Source organism: Hwanghaeella sp., from assembly GCF_965227365.1.
GTDB lineage: Bacteria > Pseudomonadota > Alphaproteobacteria > UBA8366 > Aestuariispiraceae > Hwanghaeella.
Genome location: NZ_OZ245754.1, coordinates 1459064 through 1483538 on the forward strand (window position 1 = coordinate 1459064; position 24475 = coordinate 1483538).

At 60.8% G+C, this 24475-nt stretch carries 26 protein-coding genes; 16 read left to right on the top strand and 10 right to left on the bottom strand.

Annotated features, from left to right (window positions below):
- Positions 1-23: 23 nt before the first annotated feature.
- The 4 genes from ACQK2G_RS06400 to mobA all read left to right on the top strand — a co-directional run bounded on the left by ACQK2G_RS06400 (position 24) and on the right by mobA (position 3595).
- The gene (locus ACQK2G_RS06400) at positions 24-929 is read left to right on the top strand and encodes a diacylglycerol/lipid kinase family protein (RefSeq protein WP_425404192.1); all 906 of its coding nucleotides are present in this window, start codon (positions 24-26) and stop codon (positions 927-929) included.
- A 116-nt stretch (positions 930-1045) separates the two neighbouring features.
- Positions 1046-1969, top strand: a complete 924-nt coding sequence (fdhD, locus tag ACQK2G_RS06405; protein ID WP_425404193.1) for a formate dehydrogenase accessory sulfurtransferase FdhD — start codon at positions 1046-1048, stop codon at positions 1967-1969.
- Positions 1956-2963: a diguanylate cyclase gene (locus tag ACQK2G_RS06410; protein ID WP_425404194.1), complete on the top strand. Its 1008-nt coding sequence runs from the start codon at positions 1956-1958 to the stop codon at positions 2961-2963. Before fdhD ends, ACQK2G_RS06410 begins: the two co-directional genes overlap by 14 nt.
- Positions 2960-3595, top strand: coding sequence for a molybdenum cofactor guanylyltransferase MobA (mobA, locus tag ACQK2G_RS06415; RefSeq protein ID WP_425404195.1), 636 nt, complete (start codon positions 2960-2962; stop codon positions 3593-3595). The genes ACQK2G_RS06410 and mobA overlap by 4 nt, the downstream gene beginning before the upstream one ends.
- A gap of 372 nt (positions 3596-3967) precedes the next feature.
- Here mobA and ACQK2G_RS06420 read toward each other — a convergent pair whose 3' ends face one another.
- Positions 3968-4144, bottom strand: coding sequence for a hypothetical protein (locus ACQK2G_RS06420; protein WP_425404196.1), 177 nt, complete (start codon positions 4142-4144; stop codon positions 3968-3970).
- Between the two features lie 565 nt (positions 4145-4709).
- Between ACQK2G_RS06420 and ACQK2G_RS06425 the strand changes: the two genes are divergently transcribed.
- Positions 4710-5618: a LysR substrate-binding domain-containing protein gene (locus tag ACQK2G_RS06425; protein WP_425404197.1), complete on the top strand. Its 909-nt coding sequence runs from the start codon at positions 4710-4712 to the stop codon at positions 5616-5618.
- A gap of 83 nt (positions 5619-5701) precedes the next feature.
- Here the strand turns inward: ACQK2G_RS06425 and ACQK2G_RS06430 are convergent, their stop codons facing one another.
- Positions 5702-6250 (bottom strand): hypothetical protein, encoded by a 549-nt coding sequence (locus tag ACQK2G_RS06430; RefSeq protein WP_425404198.1) that lies wholly within the window; start codon positions 6248-6250, stop codon positions 5702-5704.
- 294 nt (positions 6251-6544) lie between these two features.
- Between ACQK2G_RS06430 and ACQK2G_RS06435 the strand changes: the two genes are divergently transcribed.
- The gene (locus ACQK2G_RS06435; protein WP_425404199.1) at positions 6545-7768 is read left to right on the top strand and encodes a hypothetical protein; all 1224 of its coding nucleotides are present in this window, start codon (positions 6545-6547) and stop codon (positions 7766-7768) included.
- Between the two features lie 144 nt (positions 7769-7912).
- Here ACQK2G_RS06435 and ACQK2G_RS06440 read toward each other — a convergent pair whose 3' ends face one another.
- Entirely contained in the window at positions 7913-8512 is a 600-nt protein-coding gene (locus ACQK2G_RS06440; protein WP_425404200.1) for a rhodanese-like domain-containing protein, read from the bottom strand.
- Positions 8513-8545: 33 nt separating this feature from the next.
- Complete coding sequence (locus tag ACQK2G_RS06445; RefSeq protein ID WP_425404201.1) at positions 8546-9004, bottom strand: hypothetical protein; 459 nt, start codon at positions 9002-9004, stop codon at positions 8546-8548.
- A gap of 331 nt (positions 9005-9335) precedes the next feature.
- Here ACQK2G_RS06445 and ACQK2G_RS06450 point away from each other — a divergent pair, with 331 nt between their 5' ends.
- A complete protein-coding gene (locus tag ACQK2G_RS06450; protein ID WP_425404202.1) occupies positions 9336-10340 on the top strand; it encodes a zinc-dependent alcohol dehydrogenase family protein in 1005 nt (334 codons plus the stop codon).
- 30 nt (positions 10341-10370) lie between these two features.
- Here the strand turns inward: ACQK2G_RS06450 and phnE are convergent, their stop codons facing one another.
- From phnE to ACQK2G_RS06465, 3 genes are read right to left on the bottom strand one after another with little or no spacing between them, the layout of a single operon-like run.
- Positions 10371-11174, bottom strand: coding sequence for a phosphonate ABC transporter, permease protein PhnE (phnE, locus tag ACQK2G_RS06455; protein WP_425404203.1), 804 nt, complete (start codon positions 11172-11174; stop codon positions 10371-10373).
- Positions 11152-12036, bottom strand: a complete 885-nt coding sequence (locus ACQK2G_RS06460; RefSeq protein WP_425404204.1) for a phosphonate ABC transporter ATP-binding protein — start codon at positions 12034-12036, stop codon at positions 11152-11154. Before ACQK2G_RS06460 ends, phnE begins: the two co-directional genes overlap by 23 nt.
- A gap of 6 nt (positions 12037-12042) precedes the next feature.
- Complete coding sequence (locus ACQK2G_RS06465) at positions 12043-12930, bottom strand: PhnD/SsuA/transferrin family substrate-binding protein (RefSeq protein ID WP_425404205.1); 888 nt, start codon at positions 12928-12930, stop codon at positions 12043-12045.
- A gap of 287 nt (positions 12931-13217) precedes the next feature.
- Here ACQK2G_RS06465 and ACQK2G_RS06470 point away from each other — a divergent pair, with 287 nt between their 5' ends.
- The 8 genes from ACQK2G_RS06470 to ACQK2G_RS06505 all read left to right on the top strand — a co-directional run bounded on the left by ACQK2G_RS06470 (position 13218) and on the right by ACQK2G_RS06505 (position 19412).
- Positions 13218-14375 (top strand): alpha-D-ribose 1-methylphosphonate 5-triphosphate diphosphatase, encoded by a 1158-nt coding sequence (locus tag ACQK2G_RS06470; RefSeq protein WP_425404206.1) that lies wholly within the window; start codon positions 13218-13220, stop codon positions 14373-14375.
- Between the two features lie 174 nt (positions 14376-14549).
- Positions 14550-15356 (top strand): hypothetical protein, encoded by an 807-nt coding sequence (locus tag ACQK2G_RS06475; RefSeq protein ID WP_425404207.1) that lies wholly within the window; start codon positions 14550-14552, stop codon positions 15354-15356.
- A gap of 226 nt (positions 15357-15582) precedes the next feature.
- The gene (locus ACQK2G_RS06480) at positions 15583-15966 is read left to right on the top strand and encodes a MerR family transcriptional regulator (RefSeq protein ID WP_425404208.1); all 384 of its coding nucleotides are present in this window, start codon (positions 15583-15585) and stop codon (positions 15964-15966) included.
- Entirely contained in the window at positions 15963-16484 is a 522-nt protein-coding gene (locus ACQK2G_RS06485; RefSeq protein WP_425404209.1) for an acyl-CoA thioesterase, read from the top strand. Before ACQK2G_RS06480 ends, ACQK2G_RS06485 begins: the two co-directional genes overlap by 4 nt.
- Complete coding sequence (locus ACQK2G_RS06490; RefSeq protein ID WP_425404210.1) at positions 16481-16963, top strand: PaaI family thioesterase; 483 nt, start codon at positions 16481-16483, stop codon at positions 16961-16963. The genes ACQK2G_RS06485 and ACQK2G_RS06490 overlap by 4 nt, the downstream gene beginning before the upstream one ends.
- 85 nt (positions 16964-17048) lie before the next feature.
- Positions 17049-18221, top strand: coding sequence for an isovaleryl-CoA dehydrogenase (locus ACQK2G_RS06495; protein WP_425404211.1), 1173 nt, complete (start codon positions 17049-17051; stop codon positions 18219-18221).
- 95 nt (positions 18222-18316) lie between these two features.
- Positions 18317-18568, top strand: coding sequence for a hypothetical protein (locus ACQK2G_RS06500; protein ID WP_425404212.1), 252 nt, complete (start codon positions 18317-18319; stop codon positions 18566-18568).
- Positions 18569-18575: 7 nt separating this feature from the next.
- On the top strand, positions 18576-19412 hold the full coding sequence (locus tag ACQK2G_RS06505) for a class I SAM-dependent methyltransferase (protein WP_425404213.1): 837 nt from the start codon (positions 18576-18578) through the stop codon (positions 19410-19412).
- A gap of 114 nt (positions 19413-19526) precedes the next feature.
- On the opposite strand, the gene ACQK2G_RS06510 is transcribed toward ACQK2G_RS06505, so the two are convergent.
- Together ACQK2G_RS06510 and ACQK2G_RS06515 are read right to left on the bottom strand one after the other, a co-directional pair.
- Positions 19527-20684 (bottom strand): HD domain-containing phosphohydrolase, encoded by a 1158-nt coding sequence (locus ACQK2G_RS06510; protein ID WP_425404214.1) that lies wholly within the window; start codon positions 20682-20684, stop codon positions 19527-19529.
- A gap of 237 nt (positions 20685-20921) precedes the next feature.
- Positions 20922-22085, bottom strand: a complete 1164-nt coding sequence (locus ACQK2G_RS06515; RefSeq protein ID WP_425404215.1) for an EAL domain-containing protein — start codon at positions 22083-22085, stop codon at positions 20922-20924.
- A 114-nt stretch (positions 22086-22199) separates the two neighbouring features.
- Here ACQK2G_RS06515 and ACQK2G_RS06520 point away from each other — a divergent pair, with 114 nt between their 5' ends.
- Complete coding sequence (locus tag ACQK2G_RS06520; RefSeq protein WP_425404216.1) at positions 22200-23177, top strand: DNA-binding response regulator; 978 nt, start codon at positions 22200-22202, stop codon at positions 23175-23177.
- 10 nt (positions 23178-23187) lie between these two features.
- Here ACQK2G_RS06520 and ACQK2G_RS06525 read toward each other — a convergent pair whose 3' ends face one another.
- Positions 23188-24438 (bottom strand): HDOD domain-containing protein, encoded by a 1251-nt coding sequence (locus ACQK2G_RS06525; protein ID WP_425404217.1) that lies wholly within the window; start codon positions 24436-24438, stop codon positions 23188-23190.
- Between the last annotated feature and the right edge of the window lie 37 nt (positions 24439-24475).

Genomic DNA, 24475 nt, shown 5'->3' on the forward strand with positions numbered 1-24475 from the left:
GACGTGACGCGAGCGGGGGCATTGTGCGAATACGGGCGCTTCTCAATCACGACGGCGGAACCCTCAAGACCATGGATCTCGGGGCATTTTCCGAGCATCTGCATGCCCAATTCGAAGCGGAAGGGCATGAGATCTCGGTTTCCGTGGTCGCGGGGGGCGAGGTCGAAGCCGCCTTGGAGGACGCCACCAGCGATCCCGGGTTGGATGCTATCCTGGCCGGCGGCGGTGACGGCACGGTTTCCTGCGCGGCGGCCCATGCCTGGAAGAATCAAATGCCCTTGGGTGTATTGCCGGCCGGCACGATGAATCTGTTCGCGCGGTCGATCGGCGTGCCGCTGGACATCATGGAATCAGGCAGCGCCTTGGCGCGCGCCACGGTGCGGGACTGCGATATCGCCACGGCGAACGGCAAGCCCTTTGTCCACCAATTCTCGGTCGGGATGCAGTCCCGGATGATTCTGGAACGGGAGGGCAGCAAGCACAATTCCCGGTTCGGCAAGATACTGGCGAGCGCGGCGGCCACGTTGTCGATGCTGTCGCGCCCGCCCCAATTCCGCGCATCGATATCGATCGACGGCGAACAGGCCGCGGCCGGAAGACTGAGTGTCATCTCGGTGTCGAACAACCCCTTCGGCGAGGGACATCTGCCCTATGCGGATCGTCTCGATCAGGGGCTGCTCGGCGTCTATCACGCGCGTAAGCTGGACTCGCGGTCCAGCACCAGGCTGACGGCGGATCTGGTGATCGGCGCCTGGTCGGGCAATCCGGATTTCCGCACCGGCGCCGGCCGGCAGGTCACCCTGACTTTTCCGCGCCTGAAAAGGAATGCTCGCGCCGTGGTCGACGGGGAGTTGATCGAGCTGGAGCCCGAGGTTCATGTCGAGATCCATCCGGGGGAGTTGAAACTGCTGGTGCCCATCGGCGAATGATCGGTCGGCGGCGAGGTGCCGGGGTAGGGCGGTTGCCGGTTCCGGCAATGGGTTCCATATTCTCCTGCAAACGGTAGTTCATTGCCGAACGACTTGGATTGGGGACGGTGACGATAATGGCGACAGGCGAAAAGGCGCTGGATCTGGATCCTGTCCAGGAGGACGGGCCGGTCGTCGTGCCGAACCCGGACGACCCGCGCCTGACGGAGGCGGTCTCCGGCATCGACCATGAAGGCAACCGGGTCGATACCCGGGTCGTGGTCGAACGGCCGCTGACGCTGTATCTCAACGGGCAGGAGATCGTCACCAATATGACGATCGGCGACCATCCCGAATATCTGGCGGTCGGCTATCTTCTGAATCAGAACATGCTGCGGGCCGACGACGTGATCACGGCGGTCGACTACGACGACGATATCGACACCATCGTCGTGCGGACCGAACGCAGCACCAATTTCGAGGAAAAGCTGAAGAAGAAGGTCCGGACCTCCGGCTGCGCCCAGGGTACGGTGTTCGGCGACCTGATGGAGAAGTTCGAGGACGTCTCGCTGCCGGCCGACGCGCGCATCCATACCTCTTGGCTCTACCGGCTGACCAAGGCCATCAATACGATGCCCAGCCTGTATCTGGCGGCGGGCGCGATCCATGGCTGCGTGCTGTGCAAGGACGACAAGCCGATCGTCTACATGGAGGATGTCGGCCGGCATAACGCGGTCGACAAGATCGCGGGCTACATGCACCTCAACGGCATCGCGCCGGGCGACAAGATCTTCTATACGACCGGCCGCCTGACATCGGAAATGGTCATCAAAACGGTTCAGATGGGAATCCCGATCCTGGTTTCGCGCTCGGGCTTCACCGCCTGGGGTGTCGACTTGGCGCGGCAGGCCGGCCTGACCCTGATCGGGCGGGCGAAGGGGCGCCGGTTCATCGCCTTGTCGGGAGAGGACCGGATCGTCTTCGACGGCGTTCCCGCCGACGCCGAGGAGGAAGATAGTCGCCACAGACGGAAAGCGAGCCTGCCCGATGACGCCGCCTGACGAGAAGGCCGAGAGGGCCGCAGCGCCGGGGAGCGAATTGGGGGGCGGATTGGAAAAGGAAAAGGATCGCCGCGGGCCGGACCGGCCGCCGGCCTGCAAGCCGCAGGATGTGCTGGCCGCATTGGATGAGGGCGACGATGAAGTGCGGCGCTTCATGCAGGCCTGGCATCGATCCGTAATTTGCGGCAAGCCGCAGGACCGCCGGGTGACCGCGCTCGAGTCCCATGTCCAGACCGGTTTCGGGAAATGGATGGCGGAAAGGTCCGGCGACGCGCTACTGCAACAGCCGGCATTCGACGAACTGACGCGGTCGCACCGGCAGATCCATGACCAGGCCCGCCGTCTGGCCGGGATCGTCGCGGAAGGTCAGCCGATCCGTACGGCGGAATATGACGCGCTGATCAATCATGTCAGCCGCTTCTACGATCAGGCCCGCCGGTTGCGGGACGCCTTCGCCAAGCTGGTGTCTGAGATCGATCCGCTGACCGGTCTGCACAATCGGCAGATCATGGCGCATGACCTGGATGTGGAGTTCGACCGGGGACAAAGAACCGGCGGCCCGCTCTGCCTCGCGCTCACCGATATCGATCACTTCAAGCGCGTCAACGACACCTACGGCCATGCCGCCGGCGATGTGGTGCTGGCGAGTGTCGCCGGGCGGTTCCAATCCAATCTTCGGCCCTATGATTCGATCTACCGTTATGGCGGCGAGGAATTCCTGATCACCCTGCCAAATGCGAATACCGGTACGGCGAATTCCGTGCTGGAGCGCCTCCGCACGGCTCTTGAATCCGCGCCGATCGCGCTGGCGGATGGGACGCGCCTGTCGGTAACGGCCTCCTTCGGTATCGTCCGGGTGGATTACGAGATCCCGTTGAAGCAATCGATCGAACGCGCGGATAAGGCGCTGTATGCCGCGAAACAGGGCGGGCGCAACCGTGTGGTCACCTGGAGCGACGCCTTGGAAGGCCCGGCTGAGGAGGTGGAGGAATGACGGAAAGCCGGTTGAGGCTATGCGGTATTCTGCTTGCCGGGGGATTGTCCAGGCGGATGGGCGGCGGAGATAAATGCCTTCGCGAAATCGCGGGGATATCGGTGCTGGCACGGATCATCGAACGGATCGAGCCCCAGGTCGATCGCCTGGTTCTCAATGCCAACGGCGATACGACGCGGTTCTCAGCCTATGGTTTGCAGACAATACCCGATGCGATCGGGGATTTCGCCGGACCATTGGCCGGCGTGCTGACCGGTATGGAATGGGCGGCGGCGCATGGGGGCGATGACGGCATCGGCCATATCCTGACCGTGCCGACGGATGCGCCTTTCCTGCCGACTGATCTTGTCCGCCGCCTCGCCGCGCCGATCCTGGCGGGGCAAGCGGACATGACCTGTGCGTCATCGGCCGGACGTTCCCATCCGGTTATCGGTATCTGGCCAATATCACTGTCTGGTGACTTGCGGGTGGCGATGGAGGTCGAGGATATCCGCAAGGTGGATCGTTGGACCGCCCGGTACAGGCTTTCCGAGGTGGATTTTCCAACCGAGCCTTTCGATCCCTTTTTCAACATGAACCGGCCGGAAGATGCGCAGCAAGCGGAAGACTATGCCGCGCTTGCCGACCGGTAAGCGTCGCGGCCCGCAATAACAGCCGATCTCATCCGGTCTCATCCGGTACGCCGGCCCCATAAAAAATTGGCCCCTGGGCAAAATGCCAAGGGGCCAAGGTATGGGAGGAAACGTAAACTCTGGAAAATGATACGCGAAAAAAGAAGGGGCGGATTATGCCCCTATCCGGGCCTTCGCCCCGGCTGTCCCTGGGAGGAACGGACGAGCCGGTGCGAGAGGGTCCCGAAAGGCGGGAGGTCGAGCCCGGGGCCGGAATATACGACCGCCGTTTCTGCTTAACCCCCAGTTACCGTAACCGGGTTACCGTAATCACGTTACCTTGGCCGGATGACGTGCCTTTACTGACGGCGCGGCCCTGCCAAGCCCGGGGACTTAGGAAACGACAGGGCGGCCGGTGGAAACCGTCTGGCCGAACAGACCGGTGAAGCTGCGGCCGACGCCCTTGAAGATCTCATGAAAGGTTTCGCTGCGGGCCAGACGCGCACGGGCAATTGCCGCGTCGATCTGTTCCGGGGAGTAGTCCATGCTGGGCTTCGAGATCGTGTTCATGTCATTTCTTCCTTTTATATGTGGCGGAGCGCGGTGTTAAGGATTTGTCTCCGCTAAGTGAAATTTGCTGCAACTGCGTTCGTCGAGGTGGCTTTCTCTCGCCGCCGTTTGCATGACAGAAACATACTGGCGATCCATGAAATTGTAATTGGTAAAAAATGTAAATGACTTTTGATTAATTGGAAAAGATAAACGGTGACATAATAGTGCGGTGCAACATAGAGACATTAAAAAGTGGCGGAATCCTGCGGGTTTGGAGGGCAAGTTAAATTATGAGGAAATCCGCCTCGATGCTGCCGGTGCGTGACCCCGGGGGATGTTTTCTCCGTCACCGGGCGAGTTGGGGCACTTTGTAAGGCGTTTCCTGCGCGGCCGATCTGGCGAGCCACTCCTTCTATTTATGACCCTTTATCCGATCCGAGATCGTCTATTTTTTCTCTTTACCGTCCAATATGGCCATAAAGTGTTGGTAGCCTGGTTTGTCTATGCTAATTGTTCATCAAAGTTGTGGGCCATTGTGCCTAAGCGGAAATAATAATTCGTCGATGGGTGGGATCTCCGGGTCATGGATAACATCAATGAAATGCAGGTTTTTGCGCGTGTCGTGGATACGGGGGGCTTTTCGGCCGCCGCGCGTAGTTTGAGCCTTAGTCCCTCCGCGGTCAGTAAACAGATTACGCGGTTGGAAGATCGGTTGGGCGTGCGGCTGCTGACGCGGACGACGCGGCGGTTGAACCTGACCGAGGAAGGTGACGCCTTCTATCATCGCGTGAAGCGTATTCTGTCGGATATCGATGAAGCGGAGCAGGCTGTTTCGCTATCGAAGACGGCCCCTCGAGGTCACCTAAGGGTGACATGTTCGGTGGCTTTTGGCGAGCATCAGATTGCGCCGATCATTTCCGAATTTCTGGATCGGTATCCTGAAGTGACGCTGGAATTAATGCTGTCGGACGGAATCGTCGATCTGGTCGAAGAGGGGATCGACGTTGCCGTTCGGATGGGCAAACTCAGCAATTCCGCGATGGTCGCGCGAAAACTCGGCGACAATAAGCGCCGTATCTGCGCCGCGCCGGCCTATATCGAAAAATACGGCGTTCCCGAAACGCCCGATGATTTGAACCATCACAACTGCCTGGGATTCGCCGGCCATCAGTTTCTGAACGAATGGCCGTTTCGCTACCCCGACGGTCGCCGGCAGGCAATTCGGGCAACCGGCAATTTCGTCGCCAATAACGGCGAGTCTATTTATGACCTGCTGCTGGCAGGGCTTGGGATCGCCCGTACGGCCGAATTCCTTTGCCGCAAGGACATACGGGAGGGGCGGCTGGTCGAGGTTCTGGGAGATTTCCTGGAAGACGAACCGTCGCCGATCCATGCTGTTTATCCCGATCCGAGGCATCTGTCGCCGAAGACCCGCGCCTTCATCGACTATCTGGTCGAGAAGTTCACGCCGGTCCCGCCCTGGGAAAAGTAGGGCGCTACAATACGCTTCAACATCTGTGTCCAGGCGTTGAAGATAGCTTGATGAGGGCCGTGCGGTGCGTCGCGCGGCCCTTTCTACATCGGCTCCGTTACCTTGCGGCCCATTTCCATAACCGCTTCGCGAATGGATAGATCCGAGTTGCGGATCATCATGAACAGGGCGTCGCCCAGGATCGGATCGCTGGTAATGCCTATTTTCTGCAACAGTGTTTCCATCCGCATTTCCGTCGTCCTGTCGCACCAGGGCGCGGTGCGAAAGTCCCAGTAGCGGTTTTCCCGATGACGGCTGATCGGCCGCCAGGGCATATCCGGCGTGATCGTATCGCTGGGTCCGATCCGCCAAAGTGGACAGAAGTCGCGGGAAAAGAGGACGCGCGAGCCGTCGTCGTCCTCCCAGTCGCCAAAAGGAAGGCGCAGCCGCATCGGCAGGCAATCGGCAACAGGTTTGGAAGGGATGGAGAAGTCCTGGCGCCTGACATCCGCCTTGCCGGCGTCCGTAAACAGAGTCGCCGTTTCGCCGTTGCTTCTCAACAAGACGGCGGTTGAGCCGAAACGCGCCTTCAGACGCGGCGTTCGCAAATGAACCAAACGGCCCGGTTGAAGCCCAGAATGCAGGTTGGACATGACGACCTCCTATCCGCAATGCAGGTTCGAAATTGAGCGTGAGACGATTCGATCAGGCGCGATAGCAGCAAGTGATGCGCGAAGAGCCATGCGGTCTCGCTGCGGGTCGCGCGTGGTTGAGAATGTGATCGCCGATGGTGTCCTGGTACCCGTGTGCCGGGCGCTTTCACGGTGTAGTGTTCAACAGAGATGAATTCCGTTAGCCTTGATAAAAGCCAACGTAGGGGCTGTATTTTGGGGGATTGGCTGCCGGACCGATCATAGTCGGTTACCGGCAATAATTGTGGGGGAGTCATGCAGGCGCGAGGCGATCAATCGCGGCAGTCGTGGATCGATACGTTTCTCGACGTTTCCCGGCATCAGCCGGAAGGTGCGTCGCTTTCGGAAGTTCGGTCCTGCATCATCAAGCTGGACGATATTCTTCACCGCAATTGGAAATTGGGGAAGAACATCATCCTGGCGTGGACGCCGTCCCATGAAGGTATCGACATCCTGGTCGTGCCGCACCATTCGATCATCGACTACATCACCAGTCCCAACCGGATCGAGGAAGTCAGTTTCATCTTCCAGATCATTTCCGGCCGCAAACAGGTGACGCCGCGATGGCTGAAACGTGTTTCCCAAGCGCTGAACTACGAAATCGTGCCCGTTGATTTGGGTTTCGCGACCGGACGGTGGCTGGATGACGAAACCGTCGAAGCGCTGATCCGCCGATATTCCCTGTCGCATGGAACCGACCGGGCGGTTGCGCTGTTCGACGCCGTCGGGTTTTCCCTGCTCAGTCCCCTGGAACAGGTGACCCAACTGAACAGCCTCGCCTATTCCGTGAATTCCGCCCACAGCAAACTGCGCGACAAGTCGATCACCATCAAATTCGCGCGCTCAACCACCGGGGACGGTTTCTATATCTGGAATCGGACTTCCAGCCTGCAGGCGAACCGGGATCTGTATCACTTCATGCATCTGATCCTTGCGGACAACGCCATCGCGCAACGGAAGGCGACCAGTAACTCTGTGCCCAAACTGCGCGCCGCTTTTCATATCGGCGATCATTACGAATTTTACCAATCGGAGGGATTGAGCCCGACGACGTTCAGCTACATCGTCGGCGATGTGACGATCGAGTTGGCGCGCATGATCGAACGCGCCATCCCGGGGCAAATCATCATGGGGGATTTCGATATCACCACCCCGCATCCCCTGACCGGGGAGGACTGGCATCTGGACACGCGTGAATTCATCCAGACGACCCAGTTGAACCTGGAAGATCTGAACGGCCTTGTCCTCAGCGACGATGAGATTTCCGACATCAAGGTCTATCTCACGGGGCCGCCGACGAAGGAAGGCGGGTTCGGTATCAACCGCTATCGCATCCAGGACAAACACGGCCGGTCGCGGTCCGTCTTCAATGCCAAGGTGAATATCTATCGCCAGGCGAAGGATCCTATCTTCCTTGGTATCCAGGATAACCAGTTGGGCAGTTTCCAGACGACGGGCGTCGAAACCCTGGCGGGTTAACCGCCGGATTTCGCGCCGCGCCTCTTGGTTTCAGCCTGATTCTCCTTCTTTGGCGTCGGCCCTCGTTTCCGAGGGTGGCGTGCCGACGCGCTGGCTGGGTTTCGTTTGCCAAGTGGTTGAACAAGGGCCGGGAACGCGGCGAAGCTATTGCGTGAATCCGCTCCCGCGAAGGTGGACTTTTTTGGGGTTGAGCTTGTAGCTCCAGGGCAGGCCGGAATTCTTCCAGCCGTTGACCGTTCTGAACGGACCATTCGGACCATCCTTGCGGGTTGAGCCTTCGAAACCGTCGACAACCACGTATACGGCCGTCAGGCCGAGCCCTTCCAGTGCCTTGGCGGAAGGCGCGCCGCGTGTCCCGCCGGAGCGGCACATCAACAGAACCGGTGCAGATTTGTCCAATCCGCGGGCCTGCAGCGCCGCCATTACCCCCGATGCGAAATCGGGGTTCTTTTCCATCGCCAGAACCGGCTTTTGCGGATGCATTTTTGTCGGGTTGACCATCAGGAAAGGCACGTTGACGTCGACGACATCTGTGAAGCCGGTGAACATGATCTCCACCGGTTCCCGAACATCGACGAACAATACCGCATCACCTTTCGCCTGCTTCATCTCATAGGCTTCCTTGGCGGTCAGGTAGAGCCCCCAAACCGTTTGTTTGTTCGGGTCGGATGGCTTCGGCGCGGCGTTTGCCACACTGGCGGTGGCGATGATTGCCGCCAACGCCATGCTAACGAGTCTAAGCATTGGGCTCTCCTTTTCCAATTCAAGCGGCGCCGTTCAGAACGACAAAACCTTGCTGTGCGGCGCCATCAGCGCTTCGGCCATCGCCGGCGGCTTCGCGACGCCGATGCCTTTGGTAAGCGCGCTCGCGTCTAACCCTTTGCCGGGCAGATAAAGGGCGCAGACATCTACCTTGGCCATCGGCATCTCCATAATCTTCAGCATCAGTCCCTTGGGGCTCATATTCATAGGCGGCTGGCCGGTGGTGGCGGAGGCGGGCGCATCCGCCAAGGCCATGTCTCCGGCCGGCCCGCAAAGCAGGATTGAGGGAGCGAGCCCGCGTTTCGCCGATTGCATGGTAAGGACCATGGCCATCAACTGTACCTGCGGATCGGAAGCGGTCACGACGGTGACCACGTCGGTCGGCCCCTTTTTCCCCATATGACTATCGGCTTGTGCCGGCAAGAACGTCATCGCGGTCATGGCGATGGCGAGCAGAAAAGTCTTAATGCTCATAACAGGATCTCCTATCATTCGGTTTCGGGTTCGTGGGTTCCGATAGCGGGGGCCACGAGGCATGACGGACCTATGGCAGAGGGCGCGCGGGCCGGGCTGTGACTTAGTCACTGAGTGCCGCCCCCTGTGCGCTTACGACGCAGGCCGCACACCGACCCGTCGAATATCCCTGCGAAGGGATCCGTTCAGTCGCTTGCGATCCAACAGTCGCCGCGTGATCGCTCATTTTCGCGGTCTATGCGGGATGAAAGCTATTTGATCCATCTCATTTCCGTTGACCGCCGTTGCGGTATCATCCGCGCGTTCCGGACGGGTAAAAGAGGTGGCGGTGATGGTTGCGAACATGACGGCGATGGTGCTGCGCGACGGTGGCGGCGGCTTGGAACGGCGGGAAGTCCCCGTGCCGGTTCCCGGTCCGGGGCAGGTCCGTATCAAGATCAGTGCCTGCGGCGTCTGCCGGACCGATTTGCATGTGGTCGACGGTGATCTGCCCGACCCGCTGCCGAACGTCATCCCGGGCCATGAAGTCGTCGGTACGGTCGATATGCTTGGCCCGGCGGGCAGCGATATCCAGGCGCTTTCCATCGGCGATCGCGTCGGCGTGCCATGGCTGGGGCATACATGCGGGCGCTGCGACTATTGCCGGGAACACAAGGAAAACCTTTGCGATGCGCCGGGCTTCACCGGGTATACGCTGAACGGGGGATACGCGGAATATTGTATTGCCGACGTCCAGTACGTGTTCCGCCTTCCGGATCGATACGATGACCCGCATGCGGCGCCTTTGCTCTGCGCCGGGCTGATCGGCTATCGGTCCTGGGCCATGGTGCGATCCGCCAAGGTGTTGGGGCTCTACGGTTTCGGCGCCGCCGCCCATATCATTGCCCAGGTCGCCATCGCCGAAGGTGTCGAAATTCATGCTTTCACAACGCCCGGGGATGTCCAGGCACAGGATTTTGCCCGTCAGTTGGGGGTGGTTTGGGCCGGCGGATCGGACCAACCACCGACGCGGGCGCTGGACGCCGCAATCATCTTCGCACCGGTCGGTCCGCTCGTTCCCGCCGCTTTACGGGCGGTGCGGAAAGGCGGCACCGTCGTCTGCGCCGGTATCCATATGAGCGATATTCCGAGCTTCCCCTACAGTATTCTATGGGAGGAACGGGAGGTGCGTTCGGTCGCCAACCTGACCCGTGCCGACGGCGAGGCCTTCATGCAGATCGCCGGCAAGGTTCCGATCGAAACCCATGTCCGGCCCTATCCGCTGACCGAGGCGAACGAGGCCCTTGCCGACCTGCGGGAAGGACGCCTGTCCGGCGCGGCGGTCCTGATTCCCTGATACGGGTGGCGGGCGGGATCCGGCGCCACCTCAAATGACGCGGGCGCGCAGCCAGCCGCTCGCCTGCTCCACCATCAGGACCAGAGCGAAGATGGAAAGGATGATCATGCAGGCCAGGTCGTAGCTGAAGAAATCCATTGCGACCTTCAACTCGATCCCGATGCCGCCGGCGCCGACCAGGCCGAGCACGACCGACGACCGTGTCGCTTTCTCCAGGGCGAAAAGGCCCGTTGCGATGAAGCTTGGCATCACCTGCGGATAGACCGCGCTGAACAGCACCCCCACGCTGCCCGCGCCCATGGCGGTCAACGCTTCTTGCGGGCCGTCATCCGCTTCCTCCATCGCTTCCGCGAAGAAACGGGCGCAGAAGCCGATCGTGTCCACCATGATCGCCAGCGTTCCGGCGGCGGGGCCGAGACCGACGGCAATCACGAAGACAAGCGCCCAGATCAGGTCCGGTACGGTCCGGAAGAAGGCGATCAACCCGCGAAACCCAATTCTCAGGGCGGGGTGCGGCGCGTGTTTCGAACTCGCCATCACCGCAAGCGGCACGCTCAGGGCAATGCCGAGAACCGTCCCGACCGCCGCCATCTGAAAGGTCTCCAGCAACGAGGTCAGAATTGGACCCAGGCGGCTGAAGTCCGGCGGAAACATCTGTCCGGCCAACCGCGCGAGGCCCGGGCCGCCGCCGATGATCTTGTCCCAAGACAGGCCGACATGATTGAACGACACCAGGACAAAGGCGAACGCACCGACCGTCAGCGCGAAACCGAGTGGCGATATCCTGTTGAAGCGATTGGGTGTCAGCAGATCAGTCTTGGCGGGCGCCGTCATAGATCCAATCCAGGTCTTGTTCCTGCAGGCGGGCCGTCGGCCGATCCTCGGCCACAAGGCCGTCTTTCAACGCGATGATCCGGTCGCCATAGGTCAGGGCGTGGTTCAAATGGTGCGAGGTGAAGATCAGCGTGATGCCGTTTTCCCGCATCAGCCGGGCGAACAGTTCCATCACGTCTTCCGCGGCGCTTGGGTCCAGGCTCGCCACGGGCTCGTCTGCGATCATGATTTCAGGGCGCTGCATCAGGGCGCGGGCGATCGCCACGCGCTGCGACTGTCCACCCGAGAGATGGCCGGCGCGTCGCTCCGCAAAGTCGGCGAGCCGAACCTGGTCGAGACAGTGCATGGCCTCCTGACGCAATTCCTTCGGCGCGAGGGATTGGTGACTGGCCCGGATCGGTCCGGCACGGCCATGCGCGCCGTGTATGACATTCGACAAAACCGATAAACGGGTCGACAGGTTATGACGCTGAAAGACGAATCCGATCCGGCTTCTGAGACGCCGCAGGGCGGTGCGCTTCAGCGTAACGACCTCTTCGTCCAACAGGCTTATCGTGCCGTCATTCGGCTCGATCAGGCGGGGCAGACACCGCAGCAGGGTCGACTTACCGGCGCCGTTGGATCCCAGGATGGCGACAGCCTGTCCATCGGCGACGTCCAGCGAGACGCCGCGCAGGATCGCCGGCGAGGATCTCCCGCCGAACCGTTTCACCAGCCGCCGCACCGAACAGACGGTCGCGGGCTGGTCCTCAGGTACCGCCGAAACGGCAGGCGCGGGGGTGAAGCGCCGCTCCACCCCCGGCTTGTTCGTCTCGACTGCGCTGCCCGGTCGGCTGCGGCTGGTCGCGATTGTTTCCGGCACGGTCGATCAGTTGCCGACAAAGGCGTTGAACTTGTCGACGCCGATCGTCGAATACATGGACCGGACGTAGTTGTAGTCCTTGTCCTCGATCGTGCTCAGGAAATGCCCGCCTAGATATTTCTGGTTGTCGTCGCCTTTGACGACTTCGGCCAGCAGTTCCTTGCCGTGTTCGACGAAGACGGTGCGCATTGTGTCGAGCATGGCATCGGAGACGTGCTTGCCGGCGATCAGAACGTCGTTGGGCAGGTCACGGCCGCGCGCCACGACGGTGAAGGCGTGGTCCGGGAAGGCTTTGCGGATTTTGCCGAGATGCGAGAAGTTCATGCCCACGGCCTGGATGTCCCCACGGATCATCGCTTCCACGGCAACGTTCCGGGAAATGATCTGCGGCTGGTAATCCTTGTTGAAGACGAGGCCCATATCCGCCAGGGCCTGCGCCGGCCCGAGATGCTGGCTGGTCGACCCGACGGAACCGAAGGAAACCTTCTTGCCGCGAAGATCCTCCACGCTTTTGATCGGGCCGTCGGCCATGACGACGATCTGAGCGAAATAGTCCGGGCGCTGCCAGCCGATGACCACCTTCGCATCCGTGCGTGCCTTGAAGACGACATATTCGGCCGGGCCGGTCAGGACGAAATCGACATGTTCGGAACTGAGCGCTTCGACCGCCGCGGTGCGGCTGCTGACCGGAAAGAACTCGACATCGTAGCCGGTCAGGGCGCCGAGCTTGTCGCGGAAGGGCCCGAATTCGGTCTGCAACGCTTCCAGACCTTCGATATCGGTCACGGCGAAACGAAGTTTTTCGGCCGCCATGGCGGAGGTGGCGGTGAGCGTCAGCGCGGCGGCGGTGATTGCCCCGGCGGCGGCGGAAAGGAAACGGCGTCTTTTCATCATTCGGTCCCCAAAGGTGAAGCTGTCGCAATGCCGCCGCTTCATTGGTCCCGCGGCTTTCATTGCTGTGTCTCTGCCGGATGCCGATTTGCGCCCGGCCGTTGATGGCGCGAGAGGATGTGACCGTCTTCCTGCAACGGCATGTCGTTTGTGTTTCAGGCAGGGGAAAATCAGGCGAAGGTTTTGTTGCAGGCGGTCCATTTGGGCGGTCGGGGCTTGTTGCCGCCGCGTGGTGCGGGCTAGTGATGTCCGCCGATTGAGACAGTGGGATGCGGGGTTCGGGAGTGTCTATGACAAGGATAGTAAACGGTCTGGTGCTGGTGCCCGACGGCGGCTTTGAGGAAACATCCGTCGGTATCGAGGGCGCGGTGATTGCCGCTGTCGGATCTTCCTCCTCCGGCGGGCCGGAGATTGATGCCAAGGGCCTCTGGGTCCTGCCGGGCATGGTCGATATTCACGGCGATGCCTTCGAACGTCAGATGATGCCGCGGCCTGGCGTGCATGTGGATCACCCCATCGCCTTCATGGAGACCGACCGGCAATTGGTCTCGAACGGCATCACAACCGCTTTTCACGGGATCACCTATTCCTGGGAGCCGGGCCTGCGCGGGGCCGAGCAATGCCGCAGCGTGCTCGACGCGATCGAGGCTCTGCGCCCGGCCTTCGGTTGCGATACCCGAACCCATCTGCGCTGGGAGACCTATAACCTCGATGCAGTCGCCGAAGTGGAAGGCTGGATCGAGGGCGGGCGGATCGACCTGCTGGCCTTCAACGACCATACGCCGGCCATCCTGGAACGGGTCCTGAGCCCGGAGAAAAAGAAGCTCGGCGAATATACCGGCCGGACCGGCCTTTCGGCGGAGGACTTCATCGCTTTGACCCAACATGTCTCGGCGCATGGCGAAGAGGTGCCGGCGGCCGTGTCGCGCCTGGCCGCAGCGGCGGTCAGGGCCGGCGTGGCGCAGCTGTCCCATGACGACAAGACGGCGGAAATCCGGCGCTGGTACGACGGGTTGGGCTGCACGGTGGCGGAATTCCCGATGACCGACGAGGCGGCGGACGAGGCGGTGACGCTCGCCAATCCCATCGTGCTGGGCGCGCCCAACGTGATGCGGGGCGGAAGCCATAACGGCTCCCTGAATGCGGCGGACAATGTCCGTGACGGGCGATGCGACGTGCTGGCCAGCGACTATTACTACCCCAGCATGCTGGCGGCGGCTTTCCGGTTGCAGCGCGACGGATGCTGTGACTTTCCGGAGGCCTGGGCCAAGGTCAGCCGCAATCCGGCGGCGGCGGCGGGGCTGTCGGATCGCGGCGAGATCGCCGAAGGGGCGCGCGCGGACCTCATTCTGGTCGATCCGGATACGCCCGCCGGGCCGCAGGTTCGGGCGACGATTGCCGGCGGATCCCTGGTGTATGACCGGGGAGTCGCGGGGAGCGGAATGTGAACAGTGCGCCGTTCCGATTAAATTTGTGAACGGACGTTAAAATAGAAGGTCGGAACCGTAACGCCCGTGTACCGTCGCCCTCTATTTGGGGGGCGGTTTGCGTACTATCCTATGCAAGTCGTTTCTAGTGTATGTCGTCGTTTCTTTGACCGCTCTGCCCCAGGGGAGGCATCCATGCGTTTCGCAATAAAATCCATTATCACGGCCGCGATACTCGGCGCGTCCGCGTTCGGTGTCGCTTCGGCCAATGCAGCATCGCTGGAAATTCTCGGTACCGGCCATTCGATGGACCTGAACACGGTTGCCTATAATCCGGCGCCGTCCAGCGCTGTCGGCAACTTCCTGTCCCAGAATTCGAGCAATCCCGCGTTCAACAAGCAGATCGTCTATTTCGACGAGGAGAACAAGATCACCAACGGGTTGATCAACGGGTTGGCGCTGCTCGGCGGGCCGGCGATCGTGCGCTTCACCTATCTCGGGACAGAAGCAGGCAACGATAACTATTTCGACCTGTCCGACAGTCTGGTGCTGGACAGCAATAACGAGGATCCCAATGCGATCTTCCACAACCACAGCACCGCGCCGGGTGACTTTGTCGAACTGACTTTCGGGCCGGGCGGTATCGAACTCGGTGACCGCAGCCTGCTGCCCTTCGGTTTCATCACCGACGGCAGATACACCAGGAATGCGGGGGCCATTGCCGACAACGCGGGCATCACGACCGAGGACTCCGATCCGCAGGCTGACCCGCCGGATCAGATGAAACTCGGTTTCTCGACGCAGTCCTTCAAGAATTCCGAAGGTGGGGACATCTTCCTGGTTTTTCTGGGTGACGGCCTCGGCGACAGCGATTTCGATGACATGATCATCGGTGTCGGCGTCTTCGCGGTGCCGGTCCCGCCGGCAGCGATTTTGCTGCTGTCCGGGCTGTTCGGCCTTGGCGCGCTGAAGCGCCTGCGCCGTCCGGGCATGGCCGCTTAAGCGGGTCTCGCGGCGCTTCGTCGCCGCGGTATGAGGTTTCGGGCAGCGCGCCCGGCTGATGAGGCCGGGCGCGTTGTCTTTTCTCGGCCGGGAATACAGTCTGTCCAGCGCTGCGGAAAAAGCGGTGGCGATAACGCGTGATCGAACTTCCGCCGCTTGCCTGATTTTTCAACTTACGTTAACGTAAACGTAAATCACGGTATCCGATTGTGGCGAGCGGCACAGCATGTCCCAGACCTACACCATCCGCGAATTGGCCGACGCGTTCGACGTAACGACGCGGACGATCCGCTTCTATGAAGACGAAGGCCTGTTGAGCCCGCTGCGGGAAGGACAGAACCGCATCTTCCGGTCCCGCGACCGGGTCCGTCTGAAGCTGATCCTGCGCGGCAAACGGCTCGGCTTCACTTTGGCCGAGATCAAGGAAATCGTCGGCATGTACGACGCACCGCCGGGAGAGGCGGGGCAGTTGGAGCTTTTCCTGAAAAAGATCGCCGAACGCCGCGCCGAGTTGGAAGACAAGCGCCGGGATATCGAGGACACGATCGAAGAGCTCGACTCCCTTGCGGAGCAGAGCCGGGCCCGGTTGAAGGAGTTGACCGGGAAATGATCGCCCTATCGCAGCAAACCGACATGGAACCCGGCCAACGGACGGTCAGCGGCACCGTCGGGCCCGGCATTCTGACCTATCAGGGCGTCGCCATTCCGCCCGAATGCGATCACATGGGGCATCTCAACATCGCCGCCTACATGGTGAAGTTCAACGAGGGGATCTGGTCGAATTTCGCCAATGTCGGGCTGGACCGGAAATTCCTTGATGCCAATGGCAGCGGCATGGCCGCGGTCGAGACCCATACGAAATATCTGCGCGAGGTCTTCGCCGGCGACGTGCTGACGATCCGCAGCCGGATCGTTGAGGTGAAGGACAAGGTCGTCCGTATCCTGCACGAGATGACGGTGCTGGACGGCGGCATGGAAGTGCCGGCGGCACGGTGCGAGTTGGTGGCCGCCTATTTCGACAGGGCGGCCCACAAGGCCCGACCCTTCCCGGACGCCATCCGCGCGAAACTGAATGCCCGCTGTGCCGCCGAAAGTATGCCGGCGGCGTTGGAGGAGGGGCGGCGATGACCGGCGGTCAACCGACATTCGACCCGAAGAACCCCGATTTCGAGACCCGGGTGCGGGATAGTTTCGCCCGCCAGCCCTTCATGGCGCATTGCAACATCACCATGCCGGTGGTCGCAGCCGGTTACGTGGAGATGCGGGTGGATTATGACCGGGCGCTGACCCAGCAGCACGGTTTCCTGCATGGCGGCCTGGTCGGTACGGTGGCGGACTGCACGGCCGGTTATGCGGCCTTTTCCCTGATGCGCGCCGAAGACTCGGTCGTCACGGTCGAGTATAAGATCAATATGCTGGCGCCGGCGCATGGGCGGACGATGATCGGCCGGTCCCGCGTGATCCGCGCCGGGGGAAGCCTGATGGTCTGTCAGTCGGACCTTTACGTTCTCTCGGGGCAGGAGGACGGCGCGTCGGAAAAACATTGCGCCACCGCGCTGGTAACCCTGATGGTCCTGAAGAATACGCCGGACGCCCCGCCGGAATAGTTCCGGACGGCGGCGCCGCATTTGAGTTTTCGACGATTGAAACCAGGGGCGCCGCTAAAAGCGCCCGGAGGAAACGGAGCCTAGAATGATCGCCAACGACTATCCCAGCCTGAACTTCAACCTTGGCGAAACCGCGGACATGCTGCGGGATGCCGTCCGCTCCTTCGCCGCGGACGAGATCGCGCCCCGGGCTGACGAGATCGACCGGACCGACCAGTTCCCGATGGATCTGTGGAAGAAGATGGGCGATCTCGGTGTGCTCGGCGTCACGGTCGAAGAGGAATACGGCGGCGCCGCGATGGGCTATCTGGAGCATTGCATCGCGATGGAAGAGATCAGCCGCGCGAGCGCCTCGGTCGGGCTCAGCTATGGCGCGCATTCGAACCTCTGCGTCAACCAGATCCGCCGGAACGGCACCGAGGATCAGAAGAAACGCTACCTGCCGAAGCTGATTTCCGGCGACCATGTCGGGGCGCTCGCCATGTCCGAACCGGGCGCGGGGTCCGACGTTGTTTCCATGAAGCTGCGGGCCGACAAGAAGGGCGACCGCTATGTCCTGAACGGCACGAAGTTCTGGATCACCAACGGGCCGGATGCCGATACGATGGTAATCTACGCCAAGACGGACCCGGATGCCGGGCCGCGCGGCATCACCGCCTTCCTGGTGGAAAAAACTTTCAAAGGTTTTTCGGTGGCGCAGAAGCTGGACAAGCTCGGCATGCGCGGCAGCCATACGGGCGAACTGGTCTTCGAGGATTGCGAAGTGCCGGAGGAGAATGTGCTGGGTGAGGTCGGCCGTGGCGTCAACGTTCTGATGTCCGGCCTGGATTACGAGCGCGCGGTGCTGGCCGCGGGCCCCACGGGTATCATGCAGGCCTGCATGGACATCGTCGTGCCCTACTTGCACGAACGCAAGCAATTCGGTAAATCCATCGGCGAATTCCAGCTCATGCAGGGCAAACTCGCGGACATGTATACGACCATGAACGCCTGCAAGTCCTACGTCTATATGGTGGCGCAGGCCTGCGACCGCGGGGAAACGACCCGCAAGGACGCGGCCGGTGTCATCCTCTACGCAGCCGAAAAAGCTACGTGGATGGCCCTTGAGGCGATCCAGACCCTGGGCGGGAACGGTTACATCAACGAGTATCCGACCGGTCGCCTGTTGCGTGACGCCAAGCTCTACGAGATTGGCGCCGGCACCAGCGAGATCCGCCGGATGCTGATCGGCCGCGAGTTGTTCAACGAAACGGCCTGATCGACGTTCATATGCCAGACGGTGTCGGCAGGGGCCGGTACCGGCATATGAACCTACTCAGGAGGTTGGGCGCCAAAGACTGCCCCAAGAAAATTATGTTCAAGACATCAGGTACCCTGTTCAGCTTTATTGAAGACATTTTTCCAATCCGCGGTTTCAGAGGGGATGCCCCGTCTCAGACCGGCTACCACGCGGCGGACGTCGCGGCCGGCAAAGGGCCGGCGCGCGGGCAGGCCTCGGATGGCCTGATCACGCCGGCTAATGAGAACGACACCCGCGGTCTGTCGCCGATGATCTCCGTCGCCGTTGCCGTTTGCCCCGTCTCGCCGCTGGCGAAACGGGCATAGGCGAGCCTTGACCAACGAAACGCATATCACCGGTCATTACGCCGATGGCGGTCTGTTCGACCGCCTTCGCAGCCTGTTGATCGAGGACGGCGCCGATCCCGACAACCCGTCCATCGACGATCTCGCGCCCTATGATCAATTCCACGGCCGCGCGATCGAGGCGACGCGCGAATTGGCGGATCTCTTCGATCCGGGCGCGGATGCGCATCTATTGGATATCGGCAGCGGTATCGGCGGTCCGGCGCGTTACCTTGCGGACCGGTTCGGATGCCGTGTCACCGGGATAGACCTGACGGCGGAATTCGTTGATGTCGCTCGGCGCCTGACAGATCTGGTCGGTCTATCCGGCCGGGTCGATTTCGTTCAAGGCAATGCCCTGTCCATGCCGTTTCACGAAGCGAGCTTCGACGGCGCCTATTCGATGAACGTGTCGATGAATATAGCCGACAAGGATGCCTTTTACCGCGAGGTGCGCCGCGTCCTGCGGCCCGGTGCGCCGCTGATCCTGTCGGAGCTGGCGAGCGGCGGAGCCGGAGAGGTCGACTATCCGACACCCTGGGCGGAAACCGAGGATGCAAGTTTTCTGGTCAGCGTGGATGAGACGGTCGCGGGGCTTGAACGCGCGGGCTTCCTGGTCGAACGCGTTCGTGACGCAACGGATGAGAATCTTGCATTCGGCAAACGCAGCAAGGAGATGCTGGACCGGGGCGAGAAACCACCGCATCGCGGTGTACATCTGATCCACGGTCCGGCGCTTGCCAAGACGGCTACCGGGAATACCGCGAAAGGCATTCGCAGCGGAAACCTGGTCCCGGTCGAAGTGCTCTGCCGCAGGAGGGGGTAGCGCGGCAGAGCACCCGACGGGATCGGCGCCGTTGGGGAAGGCGCCGCAAAGTGCCGACAGGTCCCATCAAGGTGTCGTTGGGGTCGGGACAAGGGCACTCGTCGAAAAATCGGTTCAAATGATCAAACGGCTCACCGTTGCCGGGTCGACGATCATTTTGAACTTGGGATGACGGCGAAGTTTCGTGATCTGCAAATGGGTCAATTGATGGCCCGCCGAGAGCAGCAATGTGCCATCCGAAGCGCACAAGTCGGTTTCCAAGACATCGCCGGGCAGTAGGCGCGAGGCATCCAACTCCATAACCTCGACGTGGTCGCCGGTACGGTTGGCAGATTCATTGTCCAGGATGTCCTGAACGATCACGAGTACGGCGGGGTCGTATTCCTCACCTTCCATCGACAGTCGCCGGCAGAGTTCCGGATCCGGACGCATATTCGGCCCCATTGGCGTCACCGCGTTCAAGACCTTCAGTATGCGGCTGCCGAGGGGGATCTTTTCTCCGGCAACCGGGTCGTCAGGGTAACCTGTCCCGTCGAAATTCTTGTTCTGATACCGGATCGTACTTGCGACCCCACCCATGCGCGGGACGCCTTTCAACAGGTCGTATGCGACATCAACATGGCGTTCGACGATATCCTGTTCGTCGGCACTCAATTTCTGTTTCAATACGACTTTCTGGATAATGTCGTCGGGAACACTGATCCAACCGATTGACGACAGAAGGGTTGCGATCTTTATTTCCCAACTCTGACCCGCACCCATGGCATCAGCGGCCTTTTCCGCAACGCTGCGCAATCCGCAAACGCGCCCGAATGCAATCGGATTGGTCACTTCCATGACATCCAGCAGGACTTTAACACTGCCGGCCATGGTACGTTCCATCAGGTCACGTTCCAGACAGCGAAGGCGATGCCGTTCAACGGCCGCGATCAGCGTTTCGCGCAGGTCGTCGATGGAACAGGGTTTGTTGAGGAAGCGGAAGACATGGCCCTCGTTCACAGCCTTTACCGCTGTCTCCTGGTCGTTGTTTCCGGTCAACATGATACGGGTCGGATCCGGATATCTCTCGGCTATTGAGGACAGGAATTCTACCCCATCCATGCCAGGCATACGCATGTCCGCGACGACGGCTGCGTAATGCGTGCCTCGACCGATCATGTCCAGCCCGACGGCGCCGCCTTCGGCGCAATCGATGTCGAATTCGTTTCGAAACATGCGGCGGATACCTGCCAGCAATTTGGAATCGTCATCTACGAACAGAATCTTTTCCATGTGTTCCTCCTACGAAATACCTGCAATCCGACGGAAAAATTTCGTCCTCTTTCCACGATCAACCGACTATCTCTTCGATATAGATAACCGGTGTCGGGCGGCACATCCGCATTTGGGGGTAAATGCAAAGAGAATGATATGGACCTGTGGAGGTCTGGTCTTGCGGGGGAAAAAAGCATTACCCGCGCTGAAGCGGGTTCAATAACAAATTGAATGTATTGGAAGGCCGTGCGGGTATCAGGTGACGGCGCGGGTCTTCAACCAATTGCCCAGGTCGGCTTGCCCAAGCGGTTCAGAAATCAGGAAACCCTGCATCTGGTCGAAACCCAGCGATCGTATGAATTCGACATGCTGAAGGTTTTCCACACCTGCGGCGACGGTCTTGATGCCGAGTTTCCTTCCCAGTTCCCGGATCGGCTGAAGGACCTTATCTCTGTTCGTGCTTGAAAAACGGCCGATCAAGGCGTGGCCGCCGCGCAGGCATTCGGCTTGCCCTGGGGCCAGTTCCGAATCCGCTTGGTCATCATCATTGATGCCGTCGACACTGACGCGAATGCCCAATGCATTCAAACCTTCCGCACTCTGGCGCGCGGCGTGTAAGCAGAAGACGTTCAAGCCTTCCGTCAATTCCAGCTCCAGCAAGTGCGCAGGGATGCCCGAAACACGGATGGCATTGGCGACCAGGGCGACCAGGCGAGCATCCGTATAGACCATTGGGGAGACATTGACCGAGACGGGTATCGCCTCATTACCTTGATCGATCCAATCACGCGCCGCTTTGCAGGCGGTCTGCAGCGTCCAATCGGTAATCCACAGGATGTCGCCGGTTTCCTCGGCGACGGGGATGAACTCGGCGGGCGGCACGGCGCCGAGTTTCGAGCTGTTCCAGCGTACGAAGGCTTCGACGGCGCAGGTCTTTTCGGTTTTTGCGCAAATCCGCGGCTGATAGACCATGCTGAATTCGTGATCCGGGTCCGTCTTCGACAAGGCGTCTTTAAGTATATCCTTTCCGAAAGAGCCACTGCCCGGCGGCGTTGCGGTGTCGTCCGGCGAGCGATCGAGAACCGCGAGAAGGGAACGTCCGTCCAGCGGCTTTTCGATCCGGCGCCAGGAAGGGGGCGCGGCGGCCTTTTGCTTCCGGGCTGCGTCGTCTGTCTGGTCGGTCATCAACACGATGGCCGCCTCAGGCACGATCTGCGAGGCTTCCGTCAGAAAATCCAGCCCTGTCATATTGCTCGCCTTTGTATCGCAGATCACCGCATCAATCCTTTTGAAATCACGTAACAGGGCGAAGGCCGTTGTGCCGTCGTCCGTGGTTAATACGTCGAATTGATCCAGAAGGATCTGTCTTGCGACAGAGAGGACCGACAGGTCGTATGAAACGATCAGGACCTTTTGCATTTCCGACACCCTGGTAGCGAGTTGGGTGAGGAGTAACGCGCTGCCGGGACTTGACCTATCCGCATTTGGGGGCGATTTGATGATGCGTTAACAATCATCTTCTAAAATGCGGAAATGATAGATAGCCCAAAGGTCGCTTTCGTTGATGACGAAGCGGCCGTACTCACCGGATTGCGGCGCGCTTTGCGGGACAAGCGTGACTGCTGGGATATGCAGTTCTATCAGGACCCGACCGAGGCGTTCGAAACCATGCGGCAGGACCCGCCGCATGTGGCGGTCGTCGATATCCGCATGCCGGTAATGGACGGTGTCGAACTGGCGCGGCGGATCCGCACGACGATACCGTCCACGCAAACCATCGTTCTGTCCGGTTCGACCGAGTTCGATGTCGCGCTGTCGATGATCAATGACGGGAATATCTTCCGCTTTTACGTAAAACCCTGTCCGGTCGAGCAATTGTCCGAAGGCATCGAGGCCGCTCTGTCCAAGCGACTTGAATACATTGGGGACGGTTCCGATACCGCCGGGGATATCGGGGCAACGGCATTGGACAACCTGCCTTTCGCCGTTCTTGTCACCAATGCCGATGGGCGGCTCCTGTTCACGAACCAGAGCGGCGGGGAACTGATCGCCCAGCATGCGGGCCTTACCGTCGACGCGTCCGGCATCCTGCGGGCCGCCCGTGCGGAGGAGACGGAACAGCTGCACGGCGCGATGCGGGCGGCGCGGGATACACAGCAGACCGCCGGTCTGAAACTGGAGGACGAGGAAGGCCGTCCGATCCGGGCGACGATTCTGGCCGGCGATGCGGGCCCGGGGCAGGAAGCCCGTTTGTACCTCTATGTCTCACGCGATGGGGCGGCGCCCAATCCAAAGCCGGATCTGATCGCGTCCCTGTTCGGATTGACCGTGTCGGAATCCCGTCTCGCCGCCGCGATGGCCCAGGGCCTTAGCCTCGATGAAGCCGCGGCTGAATGCGGTGTGACCAAAAGTACCGCACGCACTTATTTAAAGAATATCTTTTCCAAGACCGGGGCGACGCGGCAGGCGGAATTGGTCCGAAACATCCTGTTGTCCATCGCCTCCCGCTAGACGGGGCGCGTCAGGCGACGCCTTCCTGCAGATCCTTCAGCGCGACGACCACGGCGTCACGCCACGCCTCGATCCGATCCAGGCAACCGGCAGCGGCCAGGTATTCTGCGTCCAACCCCCGCTTGATCATTTCCTCCCGGTCCATATCCGGTTTGTTCAGCGTGCGGACCAGGAATTGCGCGGCATGCACGCAGGCCAGGACGTCCACGGTTCGTTTGGAGTCCGGTGCCAATGTGCCCGATGGCGTATGATGGAAACAGACGGCTTCGACGATTTCGGATGGGAAGTCCCAAAGCGCGACGAGGCGGCCCCCCAGTTGCGCATGGGATGCGCCGAAGCGGTTGGTCTCCGCATCCGGAACAGCGAAACGGCCTTTTTCCACGTCTTCCATCGCGGCATTGAACGTTTTTGAGTCGTTCACTTGCAGGACCAGGGTCCCGACATGGCAAAGAATGCCCGCCGTGGATGCCGCTTCAACCGTCTCAATCGGCAGTTTCTCAAGACGCGCAATGCGTGCCGCAGCGGTGCCGATCGACAGCGAGCGTTCGGCCAGGCGGGCGACGACGTTCTGCAGTTCGGGCTTGCGGTCCGCGATTTTATGAAACTCGGCCAGAGTGGCCAGCGCTTTCACCGTCTCCAGGCCAAGCAGTTGCACCGCTTGTTTGCACGAGGAAATCCGGCTGGGCATGGAAAAACAGGGTGAATTCGACAGGCGTAGGATCTGCGCCGTCAGGCCAAGATCCGTCTCGACGATTTTGCCGACGGAAGCCGCGCTGGACGTCGGTGAGTCGATTTCCGCCATCAACGCGACAAAGGTCTTGGAAGGCGAGGGAAGGGATCTCAGGCTGTCGGCCAGATGCCGGAGGCTCTCCGAGTCCAGGTTGCATTGGAGGTTCAGCAGCCGGTGCAGCACATCCGTCAGGCGTTCGGGGTCGCAGGGCTTGGGCAGAAACTGATGTGCGCTGCCGATCGCGCGCATCAGCATTTCCTGCTCCGCATGCCCGGATAGAATGATGCGAACCGATTGAGGGTGCCGGTGGGCCGCTTCGGCCATGACGGAGGCACCGTCGACGACGGGCATGCGCATGTCCGACACGACCGCGTCGACCGGGTTCGACCGCATGAAGTCCAGAGCAGCCTGCCCGCCTTCCAGGTAAACCATGTTCCAGATATCGCGGTGCTTGCGCAGGCTACGGCGCAAGCCGTCCAGGACCTGGACTTCGTCATCGACGAAGATGATTGTGGGAAGGGGCTCTACCATTATTCGTAACCGGCTTATTTAATCGCTATTAGCCCGC

Coding starts and splice junctions, on each gene's coding strand:
- fdhD (WP_425404193.1), top strand. CDS start 1,046: ATGGCGACAGGCGAAAAGGCGCTGGATCTGGATCCTGTCCAGGAGGAC.
- ACQK2G_RS06410 (WP_425404194.1), top strand. CDS start 1,956: ATGACGCCGCCTGACGAGAAGGCCGAGAGGGCCGCAGCGCCGGGGAGC.
- mobA (WP_425404195.1), top strand. CDS start 2,960: ATGACGGAAAGCCGGTTGAGGCTATGCGGTATTCTGCTTGCCGGGGGA.
- ACQK2G_RS06420 (WP_425404196.1), bottom strand. CDS start 4,144: ATGAACACGATCTCGAAGCCCAGCATGGACTACTCCCCGGAACAGATC.
- ACQK2G_RS06425 (WP_425404197.1), top strand. CDS start 4,710: ATGGATAACATCAATGAAATGCAGGTTTTTGCGCGTGTCGTGGATACG.
- ACQK2G_RS06430 (WP_425404198.1), bottom strand. CDS start 6,250: ATGTCCAACCTGCATTCTGGGCTTCAACCGGGCCGTTTGGTTCATTTG.
- ACQK2G_RS06435 (WP_425404199.1), top strand. CDS start 6,545: ATGCAGGCGCGAGGCGATCAATCGCGGCAGTCGTGGATCGATACGTTT.
- ACQK2G_RS06440 (WP_425404200.1), bottom strand. CDS start 8,512: ATGCTTAGACTCGTTAGCATGGCGTTGGCGGCAATCATCGCCACCGCC.
- ACQK2G_RS06445 (WP_425404201.1), bottom strand. CDS start 9,004: ATGAGCATTAAGACTTTTCTGCTCGCCATCGCCATGACCGCGATGACG.
- ACQK2G_RS06450 (WP_425404202.1), top strand. CDS start 9,336: ATGGTTGCGAACATGACGGCGATGGTGCTGCGCGACGGTGGCGGCGGC.
- phnE (WP_425404203.1), bottom strand. CDS start 11,174: ATGACGGCGCCCGCCAAGACTGATCTGCTGACACCCAATCGCTTCAAC.
- ACQK2G_RS06465 (WP_425404205.1), bottom strand. CDS start 12,930: ATGATGAAAAGACGCCGTTTCCTTTCCGCCGCCGCCGGGGCAATCACC.
- ACQK2G_RS06470 (WP_425404206.1), top strand. CDS start 13,218: ATGACAAGGATAGTAAACGGTCTGGTGCTGGTGCCCGACGGCGGCTTT.
- ACQK2G_RS06475 (WP_425404207.1), top strand. CDS start 14,550: ATGCGTTTCGCAATAAAATCCATTATCACGGCCGCGATACTCGGCGCG.
- ACQK2G_RS06480 (WP_425404208.1), top strand. CDS start 15,583: ATGTCCCAGACCTACACCATCCGCGAATTGGCCGACGCGTTCGACGTA.
- ACQK2G_RS06485 (WP_425404209.1), top strand. CDS start 15,963: ATGATCGCCCTATCGCAGCAAACCGACATGGAACCCGGCCAACGGACG.
- ACQK2G_RS06490 (WP_425404210.1), top strand. CDS start 16,481: ATGACCGGCGGTCAACCGACATTCGACCCGAAGAACCCCGATTTCGAG.
- ACQK2G_RS06495 (WP_425404211.1), top strand. CDS start 17,049: ATGATCGCCAACGACTATCCCAGCCTGAACTTCAACCTTGGCGAAACC.
- ACQK2G_RS06500 (WP_425404212.1), top strand. CDS start 18,317: ATGTTCAAGACATCAGGTACCCTGTTCAGCTTTATTGAAGACATTTTT.
- ACQK2G_RS06510 (WP_425404214.1), bottom strand. CDS start 20,684: ATGGAAAAGATTCTGTTCGTAGATGACGATTCCAAATTGCTGGCAGGT.
- ACQK2G_RS06515 (WP_425404215.1), bottom strand. CDS start 22,085: ATGCAAAAGGTCCTGATCGTTTCATACGACCTGTCGGTCCTCTCTGTC.
- ACQK2G_RS06520 (WP_425404216.1), top strand. CDS start 22,200: ATGATAGATAGCCCAAAGGTCGCTTTCGTTGATGACGAAGCGGCCGTA.
- ACQK2G_RS06525 (WP_425404217.1), bottom strand. CDS start 24,438: ATGGTAGAGCCCCTTCCCACAATCATCTTCGTCGATGACGAAGTCCAG.